Source organism: Nocardia sp. NPDC023852, assembly GCF_040639505.1.
Taxonomy (GTDB): domain Bacteria; phylum Actinomycetota; class Actinomycetes; order Mycobacteriales; family Mycobacteriaceae; genus Nocardia.
Window position 1 is genome coordinate 69815 of sequence record NZ_JBFAAB010000004.1, and the last position, 20717, is coordinate 90531.

20 protein-coding genes are annotated in these 20717 nt (G+C 66.1%); 8 read left to right on the top strand and 12 right to left on the bottom strand.

Going from position 1 to position 20717, the window contains the following annotated elements; all coding sequences use genetic code 11:
* Positions 1–55: 55 nt before the first annotated feature.
* The 3 genes from AB0H00_RS09810 to AB0H00_RS09820 form a co-directional block, all read right to left on the bottom strand.
* Positions 56–682, bottom strand: a complete 627-nt coding sequence (locus AB0H00_RS09810; protein WP_357263674.1) for a LysR family substrate-binding domain-containing protein — start codon at positions 680–682, stop codon at positions 56–58.
* Between the two features lie 123 nt (positions 683–805).
* Positions 806–1258 carry an ABA4-like family protein gene (locus tag AB0H00_RS09815; protein WP_357263677.1) on the bottom strand — a complete coding sequence of 151 codons (453 nt, stop codon included), beginning with the start codon at positions 1256–1258 and terminating at the stop codon, positions 806–808.
* Entirely contained in the window at positions 1255–2208 is a 954-nt protein-coding gene (locus AB0H00_RS09820; protein ID WP_357263680.1) for a hypothetical protein, read from the bottom strand. Before AB0H00_RS09820 ends, AB0H00_RS09815 begins: the two co-directional genes overlap by 4 nt.
* A 109-nt stretch (positions 2209–2317) precedes the next feature.
* Here AB0H00_RS09820 and AB0H00_RS09825 point away from each other — a divergent pair, with 109 nt between their 5' ends.
* Positions 2318–2956: a MerR family transcriptional regulator gene (locus AB0H00_RS09825; protein ID WP_357263683.1), complete on the top strand. Its 639-nt coding sequence runs from the start codon at positions 2318–2320 to the stop codon at positions 2954–2956.
* An 88-nt stretch (positions 2957–3044) separates the two neighbouring features.
* Positions 3045–3608: a type 1 glutamine amidotransferase domain-containing protein gene (locus AB0H00_RS09830; protein ID WP_357263685.1), complete on the top strand. Its 564-nt coding sequence runs from the start codon at positions 3045–3047 to the stop codon at positions 3606–3608.
* Positions 3609–3711: 103 nt separating this feature from the next.
* Here AB0H00_RS09830 and AB0H00_RS09835 read toward each other — a convergent pair whose 3' ends face one another.
* From AB0H00_RS09835 to istB, 5 genes are all read right to left on the bottom strand, one after another.
* Entirely contained in the window at positions 3712–4005 is a 294-nt protein-coding gene (locus AB0H00_RS09835; RefSeq protein ID WP_357263688.1) for a hypothetical protein, read from the bottom strand.
* A gap of 174 nt (positions 4006–4179) precedes the next feature.
* The gene (locus tag AB0H00_RS09840; protein WP_357263691.1) at positions 4180–4416 is read right to left on the bottom strand and encodes a hypothetical protein; all 237 of its coding nucleotides are present in this window, start codon (positions 4414–4416) and stop codon (positions 4180–4182) included.
* 467 nt (positions 4417–4883) lie between these two features.
* Positions 4884–7364, bottom strand: coding sequence for an IPT/TIG domain-containing protein (locus AB0H00_RS09845; protein WP_357263694.1), 2481 nt, complete (start codon positions 7362–7364; stop codon positions 4884–4886).
* Between the two features lie 174 nt (positions 7365–7538).
* Positions 7539–8282: an IPT/TIG domain-containing protein gene (locus tag AB0H00_RS09850; RefSeq protein ID WP_357263697.1), complete on the bottom strand. Its 744-nt coding sequence runs from the start codon at positions 8280–8282 to the stop codon at positions 7539–7541.
* 750 nt (positions 8283–9032) lie between these two features.
* Complete coding sequence (gene istB, locus AB0H00_RS09855; RefSeq protein WP_357263700.1) at positions 9033–10004, bottom strand: IS21-like element helper ATPase IstB; 972 nt, start codon at positions 10002–10004, stop codon at positions 9033–9035.
* A gap of 617 nt (positions 10005–10621) precedes the next feature.
* Here istB and AB0H00_RS09860 point away from each other — a divergent pair.
* The 3 genes from AB0H00_RS09860 (at position 10622) to AB0H00_RS09870 (ending at position 13877) form a co-directional block, all read left to right on the top strand.
* Positions 10622–11086, top strand: coding sequence for a YiiD C-terminal domain-containing protein (locus AB0H00_RS09860; RefSeq protein WP_357263702.1), 465 nt, complete (start codon positions 10622–10624; stop codon positions 11084–11086).
* Positions 11087–12451: 1365 nt separating this feature from the next.
* Positions 12452–12781: a transglycosylase family protein gene (locus AB0H00_RS09865; protein ID WP_357263705.1), complete on the top strand. Its 330-nt coding sequence runs from the start codon at positions 12452–12454 to the stop codon at positions 12779–12781.
* Between the two features lie 406 nt (positions 12782–13187).
* Complete coding sequence (locus tag AB0H00_RS09870) at positions 13188–13877, top strand: hypothetical protein (protein ID WP_357263708.1); 690 nt, start codon at positions 13188–13190, stop codon at positions 13875–13877.
* A 46-nt stretch (positions 13878–13923) separates the two neighbouring features.
* On the opposite strand, the gene AB0H00_RS09875 is transcribed toward AB0H00_RS09870, so the two are convergent.
* The 4 genes from AB0H00_RS09875 to AB0H00_RS09890 are packed head-to-tail and all read right to left on the bottom strand — an operon-like array spanning position 13924 to position 16955.
* Positions 13924–14973, bottom strand: a complete 1050-nt coding sequence (locus AB0H00_RS09875) for an ABC transporter ATP-binding protein (RefSeq protein ID WP_357263711.1) — start codon at positions 14971–14973, stop codon at positions 13924–13926.
* A complete protein-coding gene (gene modB, locus AB0H00_RS09880; protein WP_357263714.1) occupies positions 14970–15782 on the bottom strand; it encodes a molybdate ABC transporter permease subunit in 813 nt (270 codons plus the stop codon). The genes AB0H00_RS09875 and modB overlap by 4 nt, the downstream gene beginning before the upstream one ends.
* Positions 15779–16552: a molybdate ABC transporter substrate-binding protein gene (modA, locus tag AB0H00_RS09885; RefSeq protein WP_357263717.1), complete on the bottom strand. Its 774-nt coding sequence runs from the start codon at positions 16550–16552 to the stop codon at positions 15779–15781. The genes modB and modA overlap by 4 nt, the downstream gene beginning before the upstream one ends.
* A gap of 4 nt (positions 16553–16556) precedes the next feature.
* Entirely contained in the window at positions 16557–16955 is a 399-nt protein-coding gene (locus AB0H00_RS09890; RefSeq protein ID WP_357263720.1) for a TOBE domain-containing protein, read from the bottom strand.
* 299 nt (positions 16956–17254) lie between these two features.
* Between AB0H00_RS09890 and AB0H00_RS09895 the strand changes: the two genes are divergently transcribed.
* The 3 genes from AB0H00_RS09895 to AB0H00_RS09905 are packed head-to-tail and all read left to right on the top strand — an operon-like array spanning position 17255 to position 20698.
* The gene (locus tag AB0H00_RS09895) at positions 17255–18619 is read left to right on the top strand and encodes a glutamine synthetase family protein (protein ID WP_357263723.1); all 1365 of its coding nucleotides are present in this window, start codon (positions 17255–17257) and stop codon (positions 18617–18619) included.
* Complete coding sequence (locus AB0H00_RS09900) at positions 18600–19340, top strand: gamma-glutamyl-gamma-aminobutyrate hydrolase family protein (RefSeq protein WP_357263726.1); 741 nt, start codon at positions 18600–18602, stop codon at positions 19338–19340. Before AB0H00_RS09895 ends, AB0H00_RS09900 begins: the two co-directional genes overlap by 20 nt.
* Positions 19337–20698 carry an aldehyde dehydrogenase family protein gene (locus AB0H00_RS09905; protein ID WP_357263728.1) on the top strand — a complete coding sequence of 454 codons (1362 nt, stop codon included), beginning with the start codon at positions 19337–19339 and terminating at the stop codon, positions 20696–20698. The genes AB0H00_RS09900 and AB0H00_RS09905 overlap by 4 nt, the downstream gene beginning before the upstream one ends.
* The last annotated feature ends 19 nt before the right edge of the window (positions 20699–20717 follow it).

Genomic DNA, 20717 nt, shown 5'->3' on the forward strand with positions numbered 1-20717 from the left:
CAGCTCCGACGCGAACGCGAGGCAGGCGTCGCGTCTGTATAGCACTGTGCCGCAGTCAAATACGGTGATCACAAGCCTGGAGCAAATGGTCGAAGCACCACGGCGGATTCGTTTCCGACACCACCAGTGACGTCGTCATGACAATCGGTGTCGCCGTGGCACGGAACGCCACGCGTGCAGTCGGCAGGCGGCGCGCATGCGCCTCGTACACGACTGTCCAGGTGTCGGCGCTGCCGCCCACCATGGCCAACGTGTCCTGCATCGTGGTGAAGGGCGGCCCGAACACCGGCTCGAACCCGGCGGCGCGGCACGCCGCGACCATCACATCGTGCAGCGGCGCGTTGCGGGCGCGGTCGGCCAGGCGCAACGGCATCCCGGCCAGCTCGCCGAGGTCGACCGTCGGCGCGTCGGACAGCGGATGATTGATCGGCAGCGCGAGGGCGATGCGGTCCTGCCACACAGGGATCAGACGCAGTTCCGGACGCTCCGCGACGCCACGGACAAACGTGGCGTCCAGGGCGCAGGTGCGGACCTGGTCCAGTCTGGTTCGGGTGGGCGCGGACGTCAGTTCCACCCGCACCGGCGGGCTGAGCCGAGCCAGCGCCTCGATGACGAGGTCCAGATGCTCGCCGAGGCCGTCGCTGGTCCCGAGGCGGATCGGGGCGGATCGGGGGTTCGACAATGATCAGCATCACGCCGAGGGCGTAGGCGGCGCAGGTGGGCCACGCGCCGAATCGGCATGCGCCGAGCCCGCCCGCCGCGCGCAGGACGATCAGGGTGGTCAGCAGAACGATGAGGGTTTCCATCATGCCTCCAGAGAGATGGGCCGGTCGGACACCGGCCCCGCTGTGCGGGTGGATCGGATGAGCAGGTAGAGCAGGACGCCGATCGGCGCGAACAGGATCGTGAGCACCAGCAGCGGGCTGATCAGCAGCGGTGGAAGACCGCGGGTGCGGCTGTCGAGGAAGATCCAGCGACCGAGAAACAGGTCGAGTGCGACGAAATGCGCCCAAGCAGCCGCAGCGCCTGTTCCGTCGCCGAGAACAGATTGCAGCCCAGTCAGATCTGGGTCGATCAACACACCGGCGAACGCGCCGACCTTCGGCACGATCAGCGCCGTGTAGATCACCAGTGGCGGCACACAGATCAGCGGTGATGTGACAACGGCACTCGTCTGTCGCCACCTCGGCGCCAGGACCATCAGTGCCCAGAACGGCGTCGCGAACCAGAATGTGATGTCGAAGAGCAGGTTCGTCATCGCGCCGCGCCTGCTGAGACATGCTGCGAGTCAATATGTTTCGGACGTACTGTCAGGACTCCCGATACTGTTGCGACAATGCCGATTGCGCCGAAAGCGAGCAGCGTCGCTACGTCCGGATGGACCACCGACTGCCCGCGCAGTGCCTGCCAGGTCAGTACGCCGAGCAGGGCGCCGTAGGTCGCCGAGGCAATCACGACGAGCGTGCGCCTGGTCTCCATCGACCGCAATACCGGAATCCGCCGCGCTCCCAACTCCAAGACGATCAGCACCAGTGGTATCGCTTGTAACGCGTGCATTCCGATGAAGTGCGGAATGCGCAGATCGCCTCCGACGGTGCTCCAACCGAGGATCGGCAAGCCGGGTCCGCCATCGGCAGGGCCGACGGTGTGCGCCCCGCTGATCGAGCCGCCCGTCGCCCGCTGCGCAGGTGTTTCCCGCACCATCAGGATCCCGAGTGCCGCGCCGGCCAGCGACAGCACGGTGCCGTATCGGATCGCCGTATCGCGGGCGCGATCCGCCGTCGGGTTGGCGAACAGCGCAACGGACACGACCAGTGTGGCGAGCCAGACTCCCACGATCGACGAGCCCATGGTCTCCCACAGCGCGGCGTTCAACGGCGTCGTGAAATTGAAGTGGCTGGTGGTCCCGCGCACGATCTGGGTGACGATGACGACCAGTTCCAGCGCGAGCCCGCCCGCCGCGACCGTTCCCGCCCACCACGCGAGCCGCCGCAGGCGGGTGAGCTGGGCGATGAGCCACGACCATGTGACGGCGTAGATCAGCACGGACAGTGCGAATTTCACGGATTTGGCCCAGATCGGCAGTCCGGTGAGGGTGCGGTCGTCGATGACCATGGCCGCGGCCGACGCGACGGTGAGGATTGCCATCGCGACGGCGAGGAGCATCAGCGGACGATGCCAAGGCAATGCGGGGGAAGGTGAAGTCATACTGCTCAACTTTCCGGAACTATAGATATCGATAGTTGTACTATCGGTTCTGATTATGGATAGCTGTACTTCCCACTGTCAATATGTGGACCAAAGCCCGAGGAGACCGATGCGGATCGCCGAACTCAGCCGCGCCAGCGGTGTTCCTGCCGCGACGATCAAGTACTACGTACGCGAGGGTCTGCTGCCTTCCGGCGTGCGTACCCACCACAACCAGGCCGAATACAGCGACGACCACGTCAGCCGCTTGCGGCTGATCCGGGCGCTGGTGGATATCGGTGGCCTTTCCGTCGGAGCGGCCAAGGAGCTGCTCGCGGTGCTCGACAGCGGCAGCCTGTCCGCGCGGGACTCGCTCGGCCATGTGCAGTACGCGCTGGGTGGGCGCAGATCGCCGGTTGGTGATGAGCAACGCGAGGCCGCCGCGGGGGACGTCGCGGCACTGCTCGACCGGCGCGGCTGGCAGATCGACGAGGAGAGCCCCGCCCGTGGCACCCTCGTCGACGTCTGTGCCGCGCTGCGGCTGCTCGGCCACGCCGACGTGGTCGCCGCGATCGATGACTACGCCACCGCCAGCGAAGCCATCGCCGCCACCGACCTCGACCTGGTCCGCAATGAACCCGACCTGGAGCGGATGACCGAAACCGCCATCGTCGGAACCATCCTCGGCGACACCCTCCTCTCCGCCCTGCGCCGCTTGGCCCAGGAGCACCTGTCCGCGACCTTCCTGCCCACGCAGGAAGAGAGGTGACCTCCCACGCGACCCGCGAAGGTTTAGCCGGGCCCACCCGCGGCATGACCGATGTAGGAGACCATCTCGAGCACGAAAGGAGTTGCTCATGCCCGATCAGCTGAATGATGTGCGGGTCCTGATCATCACCTCGAATACGGGGGTGGAACGGGATGAACTGCTGGTGCCGCGCGACGAGCTCCGCAAACGAGGCGCGCAGGTCACGCATGCCGCGCCGAAGCGGGAACAGGTGCAGACCTTCCACCGTGACGTGGACAAAGATGCTGCGGTGCAGCCTGATTCGTCGCTCGATGAGGTATCGGGGAACGATTTCGACGTGCTGGTGGTGCCTGGCGGTACGGTGAACGCCGACAAACTGCGGGTCACCGAGCGAGCCGTCGAACTGGCCCAAGAGTTCGCGAACGCGGGCAAGCCGATCGCCGCGATCTGCCACGGCCCCTGGCTGCTCGTCGACGCCGGTTTGCTGCCCGGAAAGACCCTGACCTCGTATTTCTCGTTGCGCACCGACATCACCAATGCCGGGGGAGCGTGGGTCGACGAACCGCGCGTGCAGTCACCGGAGGACGGGTGGACGCTGATCACGTCGCGTAACCCGGGCGATCTCGCCGACTTCGTCGGTGCCATCACCCAGGAGCTGGTCCCCGCCTCCTGACGCGGCGGCCGGATCCGGGTGCGGCGGTCGCGACATGAGGGCCGCCGGAACGCGACAAGGTCCCCTTCCGCGTGATTGGTGGAAGGGGACCTTCTCGTGGTGGTCAGAGCCAGAGCTCAGGAGGCTCGTCGAAGTCGAGACCTGCCTGCTGGACCTTGAGTACCATTTTCTTATCCCATTCCCGATGTGCGCGAAGCGCCTGGCGTAGTTCACCGATCTGCCCGGCCATCTGCTGACTTTGGGCGATGGCGGTGTCGGACAGAGTTTTCGCCGCGTCGGCTTTCGTTTTCGTCGTATTCGCGTCGATCGACTTGCGATTCGCCAGAGTGGTGACCATCGCCGACAGCACCGAGCTGCCGGCGACAAGCACGAGAATCGAGAACACCGGCGATGCCATGACATTCATAGCGCCCCCTGTCGCTGAAGTTCACCGAGTCGCCTGAATTCGTGCCACACCTGCTGGCGCTTCCATAGGAACGCGATACCGAGACCGATGATCCGGGTCGCCGAAGATGACGCACGGCAGCGCTTCGAAGGGGTTGCGGCGCATTGCTCCCCGGCGGTTCGTGGCTCACTGATTCAGGAGATCTACCGCCCGGTCGCCGAGCTGGTCGACGAGTCCCTGATTGCGGATCATGAACACCGCTACCGTGGTAGCTCCGGCGGCACCGGCGGTCAGCCAGCCTGCCAAGGATTCCGGCAGCAGGTTGCCGAGACCGAGCAGCGCGGTAGCCAGGGCGGCCCCGGAGCCGAGCGCGGCGGCGGTGGTCTTGTTGTATGCGCCGAGATTGCGCAGAAACTTGCCCATTTTTTTCTCCTTCTCTCGACCCTGCGGGTCGTGCAGGGTTGGTCTGATGCCGTCACTCGGAGACTGTTGCCGGTGTTTGGCGCGGTGTCCGGTAGAGGCGGCGCAATCGAAAGCTAGGAATGTGCCCGACACCATCGAACTGGTCTCGATCGATGTCGATCTGATGCATTCGCGCGGCTGGATGATCACCTACACGGCGGCGTCGTGATCGGTCTCGCGGGAGTGCGAGACCCGGAAGAGATGATGTTGTTGCTGTTGGCGATAGGCATGAAATTGAATTCCCTCGAAAACTCCGTCCGGCTGCCGGAGTTTGTCGACCGCGATATTCGTTGCCTCGAGCGCATGGTCGAATCCGATGCCAGAACCGCCGCCCAACCGTGGGAACTGCGAGGTAGGCCTGTGCGGCCGAACCGCCGCCCTGAGCAGGAACGAGCAGTCTGCCCATGGCGGCGTCCGGCATTATCCGGTCAGATGCCAGGTCCGGCGACGTAGGTGAAGGCACCGGTCGCGGTGACGGTGCCTCCGGCGGTGGTAACCCCGATGTCGACGGCACCAGCGGCTCCCGGCGGGGTGACCGCGACGAGCTGCGTGTCGGAGTTGACGGTGAACGATGCCAGAACACCGCCGAACGTGACCGAATCGGTGGTCGTCAGAGCAGCCCCCGGGATAATTACCGACGTGCCGCCGGCAGTCGGACCGGCAGCGGGGACCGGGATGCCGATAGTGGGCAAGGCGACGTAGGTGTAGAAAACCCCACTACTGGTGCCACCCGGAGTGGTGACAGCGACCTGCACCACCCCTGTCCCGGCGGGGGCGACCGCGGTGATTTGCGTATCGGAGTTGACGGTGAACGAGGTCGCCGGTGTAGCTCCGAAGGAGACGGCGGTGGCTCCGGTGAAGCCGGTGCCGGTGAGGGTGACCGTGGTGCCTCCGGCCACTGGACCTGCGAGCGGACTGAGGGCAATCAGGGCAGGGAGCGTGAGGTAGGTGTACAACTGGCCGTTACTGACGCCGCCTGCGGTCGTGACGGTGACCAGTACCGCGCCGATCCCAGCCGGTGCGACCGCGGTGATTTGTGTGTCGGAGTTGACGGTGAACGAGGTCGCCGGTGTGGCTCCGAAGGTGACTGCGGTGGCTCCGGTGAGACCGGTGCCGGTGATAGTGACATTGGTCCCCCCCGCGAGAGGTCCCAGAGCGGGACTCAGAGCGCTCAGGGAAGGTACCGCGACGTAGGTGTAGGCGAGCCCACCAGTCGTGCCACCCGGAGTGGTGACGGTGACCAGCGATGTGCCGGTTCCCGCGGGGGCGACCGCGGTGATTTGTGTGGCGGAGTTGACCGTGAAGGAGGTCGCTGGTGTGGCTCCGAAGGTAACGGCGGTGGCTCCGGTGAGGTTGGTGCCGGTGAGGACCACTGTGGTGCCTCCGGTTACCGGACCTGCTATCGGACTGATCGAGGTCAGCGAAGGTGCCGCGACGTAGGAGTAGAAGACTCCGTTGCTGGTGCCGCCTGGAGTGGTGACCGTGACCAGCACTGTGCCGGTTCCCGCCGGTGCGACCGCGGTGATTTGTGTGGCGGAGTTGACCGTGAAGGAGGTCGCTGGTGTGGCTCCGAAGGTGACGGCGGTGGCTCCGGTGAGACCCGTGCCGGTGAGGATGACTGTCGTGCCCCCAGCCACTGGACCCGCAGTCGGACTGATGGAGGTCAGGGAAGGTACCGGGACGTAGGTGTAAGGGAGCCCGTTGCTGGTGCCGCCTGCGGTGGTGACGGTGACTTGTACCGTGCCGGTTCCGGCCGGTGCGACCGCGGTGATTTGTGTGGCGGAGTTGACCGTGAAGGAGGTCGCTGGTGTGGCTCCGAAGGTAACGGCGGTGGCTCCGGTGAGGCCTGTGCCGGTGAGGATGACCGTGGTGCCTCCTGCCGCCGGACCTGCCGTCGGACTGAGCGAGGTCAGGGTGGGGACCGCGACGTAGGTGTAGAAGACTCCGTTGCTGGTGCCGCTTGGAGTGGTGACGGTGACTTGTACCGTGCCGGTTCCGGCCGGTGCGACCGCGGTGATTTGTGTGGCGGAGTTGACCGTGAAGGAGGTCGCCGGTGTGGCTCCGAAGGTAACGGCGGTGGCTCCGGTGAGGCCCGTGCCGGTGAGGATGACCGTCGTGCCCCCAGCCACTGGACCCGCAGTCGGACTGATGGAGGTCAGGGATGGCACCGAAACATAGGTGTAGGGGAGACCGTTGCTGGTGCCGCCGGAGGTGCTGACCGTGACTTGCACCGTCCCGGACCCGGGTGGGGCGATGGCGGTGATCTGCGTGGGGGAGTTGACAGTGAACGAGGTCGCCACGGTGCCGAATTTCACGTTGGTGACGACACCGACGAATCCGGTGCCCGTGATGGTGACCGTGTTGCCGCCTGATGCGGGCCCTTGATTGGGGCTGAGCGAGGTCAGGGTGGGGACCACGACGTAGGTGTAGAAGACCCCGTTACTGGTGCCCCCCGGACCGGTGACGGTGACTTGCACGGAACCGGTGCCGGCTGGTGCGACCGCGGTGATCTGTGTGTCGGAGTTGACCGTGAACGAGGTCGCCGAGGTGCTGCCGAAGGAGACCGCGGTGGCCCCCGTGAGGCCGGTGCCGGTGAGGGTGACGGTGTTCCCTCCGGTGCTGGGGCCTTGCGTGGGATTCACGCTGCTCAGGGATGGAACCGGGAGATAGGTGTAGGGAACCCCGTTGCTGGTGCCACCACCCGACGTGGTGACAGTGACCTGCACCGTACCTGTTCCGGGAGGGGCGATGGCCGTGATCTGCGTTGGGGAGTTGACGGTGAACGAGGTCGCCACCGTGCCGAACTTCACAGTGGTGACAATCGGGACGAACCCGGTGCCGGTGATGGTGACAGTGGTATTCCCAGAGGCAGGCCCCGAGGTCGGAGAGAGGGAAGTGATGGTTGGCATGACCGTGGTCCTTCGAGAGTGGGGTCAAAGCCCCGGTCCGGCCGTGAATCAGGCGGGCCGGGGCGGATTGTTTTGCTGAGGAGTGCCGACCCCGGGCAGGGAAACGAGTAGCCTGCCCGGGGCCGACACGCCGCGGTCATCCGGTGTCCGGGCGTCAGCCGCCCGGACGTGCGGTCAGATGCCGGGTCCGGCGACGTAGGTGAAGGCACCGACGGCGGTGGCGCTGCCCCCGCTTGTGGTGACCACGATGTCGACGGCACCGGCGGCTCCCGGCGGCGTGACCGCGACGAGCTCCGTGTCGGAGATGACGTCGAACGGTGCCGCGACCCCGTCGAACGTGACCGACTCGGTGGTCGTCAGATCAGTGCCGGGGACGGTCACCGCAGTGCCGCCGGAAGTCGGACCTGAGGTGGGAATCGGGGTGCCCAGGGTTGGCGTGTCGACGTAGGTGTAAGACAGGCCGTTGCTGGTACCACCCGCGGTGGTGACGCTGACCCCGACCGACCCCTCGGCCGCGCCTGCCGGCACGACAACGGTCAGGGTGCCGTCGCTGACCACGGTCGGAGTCGCGGTGTTACCACCGAAAGCGACCGAAGTAGCGGTGGACAATCCGATTCCGGTGATAGTGACCGTGTTGCCGCCGGCGGTGACACCCGACACCGGGGACAGGGTCGACTTGAACGGCGCGCCGATGTAGAAGAACGACAGCGGGTTGCTGGTCCCACCCGCGGTAGTCACGGTCACCGCGACCGTGCCCGTCCCGGACGGAGAGACAGCCGTGACCGATGTGGGTGTGTTGCCTGTGATGGTGGCCAGCTTGGAGCCGAAGCGCACGGCGGTGGCGCCGCCGAGGTTCGTGCCGGTGATGGTGACGGTGGTCCCGCCTCCGGTCGACCCCTGGTTGGGTGAGATGGGCATGATGATGCTGCCTTCCTTGTCGGTGTGGTGTGGGCATGACCAACGTGGTGTGGGCATGACCGACCGAGGCTGGGCGGCCACGTACGCCGCCGGGCGTGGGTGTTTTGGATGGTGTCCGCGGCCGATACGTCTGCTGGTGGCAGTGGGGCCGTCAGTCAGTGACAGCTGACGACGCTGTCCTGACGGGGACACAGGTGTCCAAGATGTTGCTGGCAGTGCAGGGCTGCAGGCTCACACGACCCGGCTTCGACGTGGATGCCGTTGCCACGGATGTGTTTGCCGATGACGTTGCCAGCAGTTGATTATGCGGCTCACCGTCGCCGGTGACGGATTTGCCTACAGAGTAGGAGGTCGCCGTCGGCGCTCCCGCCTCCTGTACGATTTTCTAATCGTCTACATCCCCCTTGCGTAAATGGATCGGAAATAAACCCACCCCCAAAGATACGTCTCCGTAAATGTAAACGCAATAGTAACTTCCGGATCGAGTCCCCAAGTCGAGGCGGATTACGTACTGGCGCAGGTGTTTTTTTCGCGAATTCCGACGGTATTTTTTCATGAATTCCGACGGCATATTCTCACGAATTCTGACGGCATCGATGTGGAGTGCTTGTTCTGAATTCTGGATGGTTATTTTCAGTCACATACGGTCCGGGCCATCCGAATGTATAGGGAGGAGTCGGCGGCGCGCCGCCTTCGAGCAAATTACGGCTCGGCATGCGGTGTCGTCGTCGAGTAGGAGCTCGGTCGGGCTCAGCGGGGTTTGTCGGTGGGTTCGTCCGCCTTGGCACGGGCACGGCGATAGCTTTGGGTGCCGGTGTCGATGATGTTGCCGCCGAGCGTGAGTCGGTCGATGATGGCGGCGCGGAGCCTGGCGTCGGTGAAGGTTTTGGACCAGCCGGAGAAGCTGCGATGGGAGACGATCGCGACCGACTTCCTCTCCTCGCGTTCGCTCAATACCTGGAACAGCAATTCGGCGCCGCGTCTGTCCAGTTCGGTGTAGCCGAGTTCATCGATGCAGAGCAAGTCGACGCCGCTGTAGCGGGCGATGGTCTTGGTGAGTCGTTGGCCATCGACGGCTTCGACAAGCTTGTTGACCAGCTTGGCGGCAAGGGTGTATCTGACCCGGAAACCGGCTTTCGCTGCCTCGGTGCCCAAGGCGATGAGCAGATGGGACTTCCCGGTGCCGGAGTCACCGATCAAGCACAGCGGCAGCCCTTCCCTGACCCAGTCGCATTCGGCGAGGGTGTGGACCATGGCGGGGTCGACACTGGGGTTGGCATCGAAATCGAAGTCACGCAACGTCTTGGCGCGGGGGAACCCGGCAGCCTTGATGAGCCGTTCGGAGCGACGACGGGATGTCATCTGTTCCATTTGCAGCTGTGGTCTGCGCTCGCGGACATAGGCACTGACTCGCTGATACGACACGTTTTTCATGCCGTGTTCCTCGAGCAAACGCCGATAGATCCGGGTCGCCGTGTGACGTTGCCTCCGAGGTACATCCAGATCGGCGCGCAGAACATCGTCGATGAACGGCTTGTAGGGATCCAGCTTCTGTGGTCGCGGCGGATACTCCTTACGCGGCCCGGGCCACACCGACTCCGTCGCCTTGGCTACCGTGCGCCACCCGACGCCGTGCTTGCGCTCGATGGCGCGCTTGGACAGTCCCGCACGAAGATCCTGGCGGATCGCCGCATACAGTTCGACTTTCGACATGTCAGACATCGGCACGCTCCCCTCCGCCCCGCACCCATATTCACACTATAAACCGACAGTGCTGCCCCCCTTCGTTACATCGACTTCGTGACACGCCCGTCGACATTCATGAGCAACCGCCGTCACGGTTGATGAACAAGGAACGAAACGAGCCCGACGTCGACCCGCGTAGTGGCAGATCGTCTTCGACCAGCGTTCGGTCGAGCAGTTCGATGTGTTGCTGGCAGCGGCAGCGGCGGTGGCCCGGCGAGTCTCCACGTTCGCCGGACGCCATCGTCGAGTGGGTTTGCCGGCTGTGCACCCAGTCCAAAAGACCGGAGCCGCGGATGCGGATGCTGTGCGAAATCGCGGGTCACCGACCGCGCCACGTCCGTGGGTAACGAATGTCCGCGGCGGCAGAGCGGATACGGCGATATGGCCGAGTACCCGATCTCGGAGGTGGACTGGCACCGGGCGCCGAAGCTCTGAGGCACCAACGTCTGACCGGGTGACGTCAATAGTTGGCATAGTGCCAACACTCTGTGGAGATGCGACAGCGAGCGCCTATGCTTCGGTGTGGCCCGCCGAGGCGGCCGTGGCAGACAACGAGGTGCCGGCCACCTCCGGTGGGAAGGACGGTTGCGGATATGAGCGAGGTCGAGAATCCTCCGTTCGAGGACCTCGTCAACGGGGCACTGGAATTCACCATCCCGATCGCGCACAAGATGGGCGTGCGGGCGGTGGAGGTGCGGCGCGGATTCGCGGCCACCTCGGTCCCGGCCGAGGGCAACGGCAATCATTTCGGCGTGATGTACGCGGGCGTGCTGTTCACGGTCGCCGAAATCCTCGGCGGTGCGATCACGGTCGCCACCTTCGACAACGCGGCGTTCTACCCGTTGGTGAAAGACCTGCACGTCTTCTTCCGCAAGCCGGCGAAGACCGACGTGCGGGCAGAGGCGACGCTGTCGGAAGCGGACATTGCGCGCATCACCGAGGAGGCGGCGGCGAACGGCAAGTCCGAGTTCACCTTGCGGGCGGTGGTCACCGACGCCGACGGCGTTGTGGTCGCCGAAACCGAAGGGCTCTACCAGTTGCGAGCGCACGGCAAGTAGTCCGGCCGCGGCCGACGTGTTACCGGCAAGCCCGCGCCGGAACGGTGGCGCGCGAGCGCTCTTCGCGCTTGTACCAGCGGACGTAGAGATAGCGCTCGTCGCGCATCGCGCTCCAGGATGGCACCTCGTCGGCGTACGTCAGCTGCTACTGGTCCGGAACCAGTTACTGCGCAACGCCGTCACGTCTACCGATGACCCACCGCCGTACTCGGTGGTGAATCGGTGTGCCAGTCGGCGATATCGCGCGCAAGCGGCCGGGCCGACGACCGCCGTCCATCACGTCGGGGAACGGAAGACCCGCCCAGGACTGGGTGCTCCGCCAGATCGATCGACAGTAATGACGTATGTCTCGAAATACAATGCGCGACAACCTATTTCACCACAGTGCCGTTTTCGGACAAGGTGTAGTTCTAGCCGTGCAGAGGAAGTTGTCGTCGCCCGCCCGCCAATCGTCCCAGCCTGGCGGGAGATGTGGGCGGGGTCGTCTTCGAGGCCGTTGAGGTAACAGGCCGCCATCCGTGCAGGGGGTGGCGATGCTGTGCTGCTCGTTGCCGTAGGCCTGGAACGTTTGGAAGCCGCCGTCTTCACCGGAGTTGGGCAGCGCGCCGGTATTGTGGCCGCGGTCGCCGGTCAGGATGGTGAGCGCTCCGGACGGCAGATCGGCATCGGCAGGAAGCTGTTGCGGAACTCCATGCCGCGATCGTGGATCAGCTGTGTGTGGCATCGCCGTCCATACCGGCGCGGGGTGTGTGAAGCCTCCCTCCCTGGGTTGGCGCGGCAGGTCGCGTTGAAGGCTGAAGTGGATGCCACGCGCCCGGAGAGCTCCCACGCTGTTCGCCCGCAGTCTCCACAATGCGGGGTGACCTGCGCGTTCGGCAGGTGCGGTTGGTCGATCGCCGTTACGTCGTCCTCGTGGTAGCCGGAGTCATCCTGAGCATGGTCTCGGCACCTGGTGCTCGCCCGATCCGCGGCTGACCTCCCGCTGTCACACGTCGGCCACGGGCGCGCCGGACGGTCACGGGGAGGCGTCGGAGCTGGCACTATGCGATCTGTTTCACAATTTAACAGTGATCTCGATCACATAACGAGGCCGTAATAGCGAATCTGTATGGCCAATTTTGCGGGGCACGACCTCGGTGAATGCCGAAAACTCTGGAGCATTGCTTTACCCAGTTCGGACGTTATTCGAACGTGATCTGCAGCGATTTCTCGGCTACGGTCGATCTCGGCTCGATAACACCGAGCTCGAACTCGAACCGATGAACGCCGGAAACCCTGTCCCGCGGTTCGAGAAACCCCGACCTTCCTGGGGGCAGGGACGCGGCGGACATTCCGCCGAGTCGGTGGGCGCAGGCGGGAAATCACATGTCGCAAAACCGCAAGTTCAGCACTCGTGTCCTTGGCTTCACCGCGGCCCTCGGCGCCCTCGTCGCCGTGCCGTTCGGCCTGTCCACCGCCACCGCGTCGGCCCACAACTGGGATGCCGTCGCGCAGTGCGAGAGCAGTGGCAACTGGAACACCAACACCGGTAATGGCTTCTCCGGCGGTCTGCAGTTCACCCAGAGTACCTGGGAGGCCAACGGTGGCTCCGGCAGCCCGGCCAACGCGAGCCGCGCCGAGCAGATCCGCGTCGCGGAGAACGTTCTCGCCACTCAGGGCCCGGGTGCCTGGCCCGTGTGCGGCGCCTACCTCTGATGCGTCATCGGCGCCTGCCGCGCAATGCGGTAGGCGCCGATCTATTTCGCACCGATAATTTCTCTTGCCGTAGGCAGTCGATCTTGAATTGGCGTTCGACCCGCTAAAAATTCTGTCGTCATACTGAATTCGGTCGGGGCGCGCAAGCATTCAGCATTGTTCCTCGAATCCTCAGGATCAGAGCTACGCAGATCTCGACCCGGCCCCTCGACGCGCACACCGACCGGTAGTACCACCACCGGCTCTGTGGTGCGATCAGCCTGCCGGAGTCGACGCGGCGAGCCGTTGGTCGGCTTCGCCAGTCACGGCAGGGAGATCCAGGCGTCGCACGGCCATCGGCAGCCCGAAAAACACAACCAGGCTAAGCTTTTTCCTCGAACGACCATCGCGAGGAGGAAGCTTCGTCATGGGGGACAACGGGCGCACCGAGGACTCCGAACAGCCGAGCCCAGCGCCGCAGGGAGCTTCCCAGGGGCGCAGTCACTGGATGATGCGTTCCCCCTTTTTCGCCGCGATCATCGTCGCGGTCATCGGCGGTGTGATCGTTTTGGTGCCGGACAAGGCGTTCGACGCGTTTTTCGGCGGGGACTTCTCGTCGGCAACGCCGGCATCAGCCGGGCAGGTGCCTCGGAGCGAGACAACCACAGGTGGCGGCTCGCCCTCGGCCTCCACGCCCGCCGCTCCATCGCCGACGGACGGTGATATCCGGTGGTCCGGCACGATCAACCTGACCTTCGTCGACCTGGACTCGGTCCCACCCCGTGTGTTACGCAGCAACAACGGCGCCAGCGCTTGGGTCAGCTATCACCGCGAGTCTCTCGGTGGTTTCTCGGCCGCCACGCTCTATGGGCTCCGGGGCGGGTCCTTCACGACGAACCCCACTATCGCGCTCTGGAACGGCCCGGCCGAGCCCACACGGCAAGAGTGCTCGAATCTCATCTCAACCCAGGGGGCCGAAAACCTTCCGGTCAGCGCGGACAGCAGTTATTGCGTCAAGACAGCGGCGAACCGGGTCGCCTTCGTCACAGAGCTGTCGCTCGACAATGCCGGCGACGCCTACAAGGCAACGGTGACCGTATGGTCCGCCACCAAATAGCCGGCCGACATCGGGTCCCGCCCGACCATACGTATAGCTCGCGGTCTCACGCGGGGTAGGTGTGAGTCTCGGTGGCTTTGACCGCGGCCCACAGCCGGGTGCCCGGTCGGAGCCCGAGTTCGGCGACGGTGGCGGGAGTGATGTCGGCGAGGACCGGCGGGATACCGTCGAGACGCACGCGGATGGTGTGGGCGTGTTGTTCGATGCCGCCGATGGTGACCGGCCAGGCGTTGCGTGGGCTGCCCGCCGGGGGCTCGGGATGCAGGCTGACCGCGGTGGGCGGAAAAGCGACGTGCACCGCGCCCCGGCAGGGTTCGGCAACGGTGAGCGCGCCGCCTTCGGCGAGGTCGACGGTGGTGCCGCGGGCCGTGCCGCGATAGAGGTTGAGTCCGACCAGGTGTGCGACGTAGTCGGAGCGCGGGCGCCGAGCGACCTCGGCAGGCGGTCCTTCCTGGACAACCGCGCCGTGCTCGATGATGACGAGACGGTCGGCCAGCACCATCGCGTCGAGCGCATCGTGCGTGACCAGCACGGTATGACCCGGATAGTCGGCCAGATGATGTGCGAGATCCGAGCGGACGCGCAGGCGCGTGCTCGCATCGAGCGCGGCAAGCGGTTCGTCGAGCAGTAGTAGCAATGGGTCGGTCGCGAGCGCTCTGGCGAGCGCGACCCGCTGCGCCTGGCCGCCGGACAGAGCGCGCGGCTTGTCGGCGGCGTGATCGGTAAGGCCTACCCGGTCGAGCCAGTGCGCGGCGTGGTCGCGGGCGGCGGCGCGGCGGTGCCCGCGGGCGCGTAGGCCGAAGGCGACATTGTCCAGTGCGCTCAGGTGCGCGAACAGTAGATAGTCCTGGAAGACGACGCCGACCCGACGACGCTCGGCGGGCACGAAAAGCTCCGGTGGCGCGTCCCAGGTATCGTCGTCGAGCCGGATCGCGCCGTCGGCGAGCGGGGTCAGCCCAGCCAGCGCGCGCAGCGCCGTGGTCTTGCCCGCGCCGTTGGGGCCGAGCAGCGCGACCACCTCACCCGGCGCGACGGCCAGTGGAACGTCGAGCCGGAACTTCCCGCGGATGACCCGAAGATGAGCGTCCAGCGTCATACCCCGCCTCGAATCCAGCGCTCGCGTAGCGCGACCAGCACTGCCACCGAGACGACGAGCAGCACCAGGCTCAGCACTATCGCGTCGTCGGGATCATGCTCCAGGGCCAGGTAGACCGCCAACGGCATGGTGGTCGTCTTCCCGGGAAAATTGCCTGCGAAGGTAATGGTCGCGCCGAACTCACCCAAGGCCCGCGCCCAGCACAAAACGCCGCCCGCGACGACACCGGGCAGCACCGATGGCAACGTGACCCGCCGGAAGGTCAGCCAGCGCGACGCGCCGAGGGTCGCGGCCGCCTCCTCGAATCGCGGGTCCGCCGCCCGGAGCGCGCCCTCCACCGAGATCACCAGAAACGGCATCGCCACGAACGCTTCCGCGAGCACTACCCCGGCGGCGGTAAAAGGCAGTGTGAATCCGAACCATTCGTAGAGATAGCGGCCGACCAGCCCACGCCTGCCGAGCACAAGAAGCAGGGCGACACCGCCGACCACCGGCGGCAACACCAGTGGCACGGTGACCAGCGCCCTGATCAACCCCCGTCCCGGAACCTCGCCGCGCGCGAGCAGCCAGGCCAGCGGAACGCCGAGTACCAGGCAGATCGCCGTCGCCAGGCTCGCGCACAGCAGCGAAAGCCGCAGCGCCTGGCCGACTTCGGCGTTGAACAACCGGTCGGGCAGCGTCCGCCACGGTGTCCGCAGCAGCAGCCCGAGCAGCGGAACGAGCAGGAATGCCAGGGCGCACACCGCGGGCAGCACCAGAACGAGTGGTCGTCGCCCCGATGGTGTTCGTCGCCGCGCCGACCTGGTCACGGTGTGTCGAACCCCGCCTGCACGAAGACTGCCCGGGCCTGGTCGGACCGCACGAACTCGACGAACGCGGCAGCCGCCGTCGCATTCGGCGCGTGTGTGAGCGGTGCGACCGGGTAGTCGTTGATCGCCTCGACCGCCTCCGGGAAGTCGATGCCCTCCACCTGGTCGCCGCCCGCCCGCACGTCGGTGCGATAAACCAGCGCCGCGTCGACCTCACCGAGCTTCACCTTGGTCAGGACCGCTTTCACGTCCGCCTCGCGGGTATCGGGCCGGGGGTTGATGTCCGCCAGCTCGAACACCGTCTCGGCGGCCGACCCGCACGGCACCTGTTCGGCGCACAGTGCGATCGCGAGCTCGGTCCTGCCGAAGTCGGCCAGACCGGTGATGTGGCCCGGGTTGCCCTTCGGTACCGCGATCGCCAGCCGGTTGCGCACGAAGGTGACCGGTGTGCCGGTGACCTCGCCCTCGTCCACGACCTGCCGCATGTTCTTCGGCGCGGCGGAGGCGAAGACGTCGGCGGGCGCGCCCTGGTTGATCTGCTCGGCCAGCGCGGAGCTGGCGCCGAAGCTGTAGACCACCCTGACCCCGGGATGCGACGCCTCGAACTGCTTGCCGAGCTCGGTGAACGTCTCGGTCAGCGAGGCCGCGGCGAACACCGTGACCGTACCGCCGACGGCGTCCGCGCCGGTGGGCTCGGAGTCCGCACCGCAGCCCGCCACTGCGGCCGCGGTGACCCCGGCAGCGATCAGCACCCGCGGCAATCGGATCATTCGTTCAACTTTCCGGTATCTCGACAACGACGTGCGTCGACTTGACCGAGGCCACCGCGACACTGCCGACCTCGAGCCCCAGCTCGTCGACCGACTCCCTACTCAGCAGCGATACCAGTCGAAATGGCCCGGCCTGCATCTCGACCTGCGCCATCACGGTGTCCTTGACCACCCGCGTGACGATGCCGCGCAGGCGATTGCGAGCCGAAGCGGCAACGGTGACGCCCGGCTGCGGCACCTCGGCGTTGGCCCGCAGGAACTCGGCCAGTTCCCGGCCGTGGATACCCTTGCGCCCGTTGTCGAGCTGGATGGCGGTGAGCTTGCCCTGATCGATCCAGCGCCGCACGGTGTCGTCGCTGACTCCGAGCAACGCCGCCGCCTCACTGATCCGCAAACTCGTCATGAGAGGCAGTTTATTTCCGTGTTTGCGGAAAGCAAAGGGTCTGTTCGGTGCGGCGAAGCAGGGCGCGCACAGTGATCACGTGGGCCATGCACCGCTGACTTCGCTGAGGGGCATCGCGACACCGGGCCGGCCGATTCACCTGTCCGGCCGCCGTGCGCGGCCCGCTGTCCTGACCGCCGTTACTCCCAGTCACGTGGCCGAATGCGCGCGACACGGCCGGTCCCAGATTTATGTGTCCCGTCCCAAACATGTCCGGTTTGCTCTAGCGTGAGCACGGTCGGTGCCGAGAGGGGTCGTGGATGCGTAACGGGATGCTGAGTGTGGCGCAGTTGCGAGACCGCGTCGATGAGGGGGAGATCGACACGGTACTTGTCGCGATGACCGACATGCAGGGGCGATTGCAGGGAAAGCGCTGCGCGGCACGATTCTTCCTGGACGAGGTGGTCGAGCACGCGACCGAGACGTGCGATTACCTGCTCGCGGTGGACGTGGAGATGTCGACCGTCGACGGATACGCGATGTCGTCCTGGGAGACGGGGTACGGGGATTTCGTGCTGCGGCCCGATCTGCGCACACTGCGGGCGGTGCCGTGGTGGCCGGGCACGGCGCTGGTGCTGTGCGACGTCGAGCACGTGGTGCCGCAGGGACGGGCGGTCGCGGCCTCGCCGCGGCAGGTGCTGCGCAAGCAACTGGACCGGCTGGCCGAGCGTGGCCTGCGCGCGTTCGTCGGAACCGAACTGGAATTCCTGGTGTTCGACGACACCTACGAAGCGGCATGGAACGCCGGATATCGCGGGCTGACTCCGGCCAACCAGTACAACGTCGACTACTCGATGCTCGGGAGCGCGCGGATCGAGCCGTTGCTGCGCCGCATCCGAAAAGAGATGGGCGGCGCCGGGATGTACGTCGAGTCGGCCAAGGGCGAATGCGGTCCCGGCCAGCACGAGATCGCGTTCCGGTACGACGAAGCCCTGGTGACCTGTGACAACCACAGCATCTACAAGACCGGCGCGAAGGAGATCGCCGCCCAGGAGGGGCGCAGCCTCACGTTCATGGCGAAATTCGATGAACGAGAAGGAAATTCGTGTCACATCCACCTGAGTTTGCGCGGCGAGTCCGGGAAGCCGGTGTTCGCGGGCGACGGGGCGGACGGATCGTCGGCGCTGATGCGGCACTTCATCGCAGGCCAGCTGGACTGCCTGCGGGAGTTCACCTACCTGCTCGCCCCGAACATCAACTCCTACAAGCGATTCGTCGCGGGCAGCTTCGCGCCGACAGCCATCACGTGGGGGCGGGACAACCGGACCTGTGCCATTCGCGTGGTCGGCGAGGAGCACTCGCTGCGGTTCGAGAACCGCGTGCCCGGCGGAGACGTGAACCCATATCTCGCCGTGGCGGCGCTGATCGCCGCAGGACTGCACGGAATCGACCGGAAGCTTCCGCTGGAGCCGGAATTCCACGGCAACGCCTACCAGTCGAAGCGACCCCGGGTGCCGCGGACACTGCGCGAGGCGGCCCAGCTGTTCGCGGACAGCACGGTGGCTCGTGCGGCGTTCGGTGATGATGTAGTGGAGCACTACCGCAACGCGGCGCGGGTCGAGTTGGACGCCTATGACGCCGCGGTCACCGATTGGGAGCGTGTCCGTGGTTTCGAACGACTCTGAGGTCGCACATCCGGTGATCGGCCTGCCGACCTATGTGGAGCAAACGCGCTTCAATGCCTGGGACCTGCCCAGCGCGGTCTTGCCGCACACATATGTCGCCATGGTGGCGGCGGCGGGCGGTATCCCGGTCTTGCTGCCGCCCGCCGGTGCTCCCCGCCCCGAGTTGGTGCGGTTGCTCGACGGGCTGGTGCTGACCGGCGGCGCCGACATCGAGCCCGCCCGCTACGGCGGCCCTTCGGACGGATCCCCGGGCTCCACCAGGCCGGATCGCGACGAGTCGGAATTCGGTCTGTTCGAGCTGGGGCGGGCAGCGGGCCTGCCGATCCTCGCGGTCTGCCGTGGGCTCCAGCTGGTGAACGTGGCGTTGGGCGGAAGCCTGATTCCACATCTTCCCGACGTCGTCGGCCATGACGAGCATTCCGGCACCGAGGGCGGGTTCAGCGTCACCCATGTGCTGACGACCGCGGGCAGCAGGATCGCGGAATTCGCCGGTCCGGAGGTGAAGGTCCACTGCCACCATCATCAGGCGCTCGACCGGATCGCCGACGGTCTGCTCGCCACAGCGCACGCCACCGACGGCACGATCGAGGCGGCGGAGGCGACCGACGGTTCTTTCCTGCTGGGCGTGCAATGGCATCCGGAGGTCGACGCCACCGACCGACGGTTGATCCGGGCACTGGTCGAGGCGGCGGACACCTATCGAAGGGAGCGGACCTCGTGACGACGACGCAGGTGGTCAATCCGGCGACCGAACAGGTGGTGACCACCGTCGAGCTCGTCGGGGAAGCGGAGACCGACACCGCCATCGCCGCGGCCCAGCGTGCCACGGCCGCCTGGCGTGACATCGCGCCCGGAGACCGGGCCCGGCTGCTGCGCCGCTTCGCCGAGGCGGTCGACGCAGACCTGGAGCGGCTCGCGCGACTCGAAGTCGCCAATGCCGGGCACACCATCGGTAACGCCCGCTGGGAGGCGGGCAATGTCCGTGACGTGTTGCACTATGCGGCCGGTATGCCGGAACGGTTGCTGGGGAACCAGATTCCGGTCGCGGGCGGCGTCGACATCACCTTCCACGAACCGCTCGGCGTGGTCGGCGTGATCGTTCCGTGGAACTTCCCTATGCCGATCGCGGCCTGGGGATTCGCTCCCGCGCTCGCGGCGGGGAACACGGTGGTGCTCAAACCCGCCGAACTCACGCCGCTGACCGCGATCCGGCTCGGGGAACTCGCGGTCCAGGCAGGGCTGCCCGAGGGCGTGTTCCAGGTCCTGCCCGGCAAGGGATCGGTAGTGGGTAATCGCTTCGTCACCCATCCGGCCGTCCGCAAGGTGGTGTTCACCGGCTCCACCGAGGTGGGCACGCAGATCATGGCGGGCTGTGCGCGGCAGGTGAAGCGGGTAACGCTGGAACTCGGCGGAAAGAGCGCGAACATCGTGTTCGCCGATGCCGACCTGGAACGGGCGGCGGCGACGGCGCCCTACGGCGTGTTCGACAATGCCGGCCAGGACTGCTGCGCGCGTTCGCGAATTCTGGTGCAGCGCAGTGTATTCGACCGTTTCCTCGAGCTGTTGGAACCAGCGGTGCAAGGGGTGCGGGTCGGCGATCCGTCCGACGAGTCCACCGAGATGGGACCGCTGATCTCGGGCGCGCACCGGGAGCGCGTCGCTGGATTCGTGGAGCGGTCGACGAAGGTGGCATTCACCGGAGGCACGCCGGACGGGCCCGGATTCTGGTATCCCCCGACGGTGGTGCTGCCCGGGACGCCCACCGACCGGGTGCTCACCGAGGAGGTATTCGGCCCAGTGGTCGCCGTGCTGCCGTTCGAGGACGAGGCCGACGCCATCCGGATCGCCAACGATACGGAGTACGGCCTGTCCGGCTCGATCTGGACCAGTGACGTCGGCCGGGCGTTGCGCGTCTCGCGCGGTGTCGAGGCGGGCAACCTGTCGGTGAATTCGCATTCGTCTGTCCGGTATTGGACACCGTTCGGCGGTTTCAAGCGGTCGGGGTTGGGCCGTGAGCTCGGGCCGGATGCCGCGCTGGCGTTCACCGAGACCAAGAACGTCTTCCTCGCCACACAGTGACCCCACCACACCCGCAGGA

Bases quoted from the DNA above. Each gene is read 5' to 3' on its own strand.
- AB0H00_RS09870 (WP_357263708.1), top strand. From the start codon at position 13,188: ATGGGGGACAACGGGCGCACCGAGGACTCCGAACAGCCGAGCCCAGCG.
- AB0H00_RS09865 (WP_357263705.1), top strand. From the start codon at position 12,452: ATGTCGCAAAACCGCAAGTTCAGCACTCGTGTCCTTGGCTTCACCGCG.
- AB0H00_RS09825 (WP_357263683.1), top strand. From the start codon at position 2,318: ATGCGGATCGCCGAACTCAGCCGCGCCAGCGGTGTTCCTGCCGCGACG.
- AB0H00_RS09890 (WP_357263720.1), bottom strand. From the start codon at position 16,955: ATGACGAGTTTGCGGATCAGTGAGGCGGCGGCGTTGCTCGGAGTCAGC.
- AB0H00_RS09850 (WP_357263697.1), bottom strand. From the start codon at position 8,282: ATGCCCATCTCACCCAACCAGGGGTCGACCGGAGGCGGGACCACCGTC.
- AB0H00_RS09815 (WP_357263677.1), bottom strand. From the start codon at position 1,258: ATGACGAACCTGCTCTTCGACATCACATTCTGGTTCGCGACGCCGTTC.
- modA (WP_357263717.1), bottom strand. From the start codon at position 16,552: ATGATCCGATTGCCGCGGGTGCTGATCGCTGCCGGGGTCACCGCGGCC.
- istB (WP_357263700.1), bottom strand. From the start codon at position 10,004: ATGTCTGACATGTCGAAAGTCGAACTGTATGCGGCGATCCGCCAGGAT.
- AB0H00_RS09830 (WP_357263685.1), top strand. From the start codon at position 3,045: ATGCCCGATCAGCTGAATGATGTGCGGGTCCTGATCATCACCTCGAAT.
- AB0H00_RS09845 (WP_357263694.1), bottom strand. From the start codon at position 7,364: ATGCCAACCATCACTTCCCTCTCTCCGACCTCGGGGCCTGCCTCTGGG.
- AB0H00_RS09860 (WP_357263702.1), top strand. From the start codon at position 10,622: ATGAGCGAGGTCGAGAATCCTCCGTTCGAGGACCTCGTCAACGGGGCA.
- AB0H00_RS09875 (WP_357263711.1), bottom strand. From the start codon at position 14,973: ATGACGCTGGACGCTCATCTTCGGGTCATCCGCGGGAAGTTCCGGCTC.
- AB0H00_RS09840 (WP_357263691.1), bottom strand. From the start codon at position 4,416: ATGGGCAAGTTTCTGCGCAATCTCGGCGCATACAACAAGACCACCGCC.
- AB0H00_RS09820 (WP_357263680.1), bottom strand. From the start codon at position 2,208: ATGACTTCACCTTCCCCCGCATTGCCTTGGCATCGTCCGCTGATGCTC.
- AB0H00_RS09835 (WP_357263688.1), bottom strand. From the start codon at position 4,005: ATGGCATCGCCGGTGTTCTCGATTCTCGTGCTTGTCGCCGGCAGCTCG.
- AB0H00_RS09895 (WP_357263723.1), top strand. From the start codon at position 17,255: ATGCGTAACGGGATGCTGAGTGTGGCGCAGTTGCGAGACCGCGTCGAT.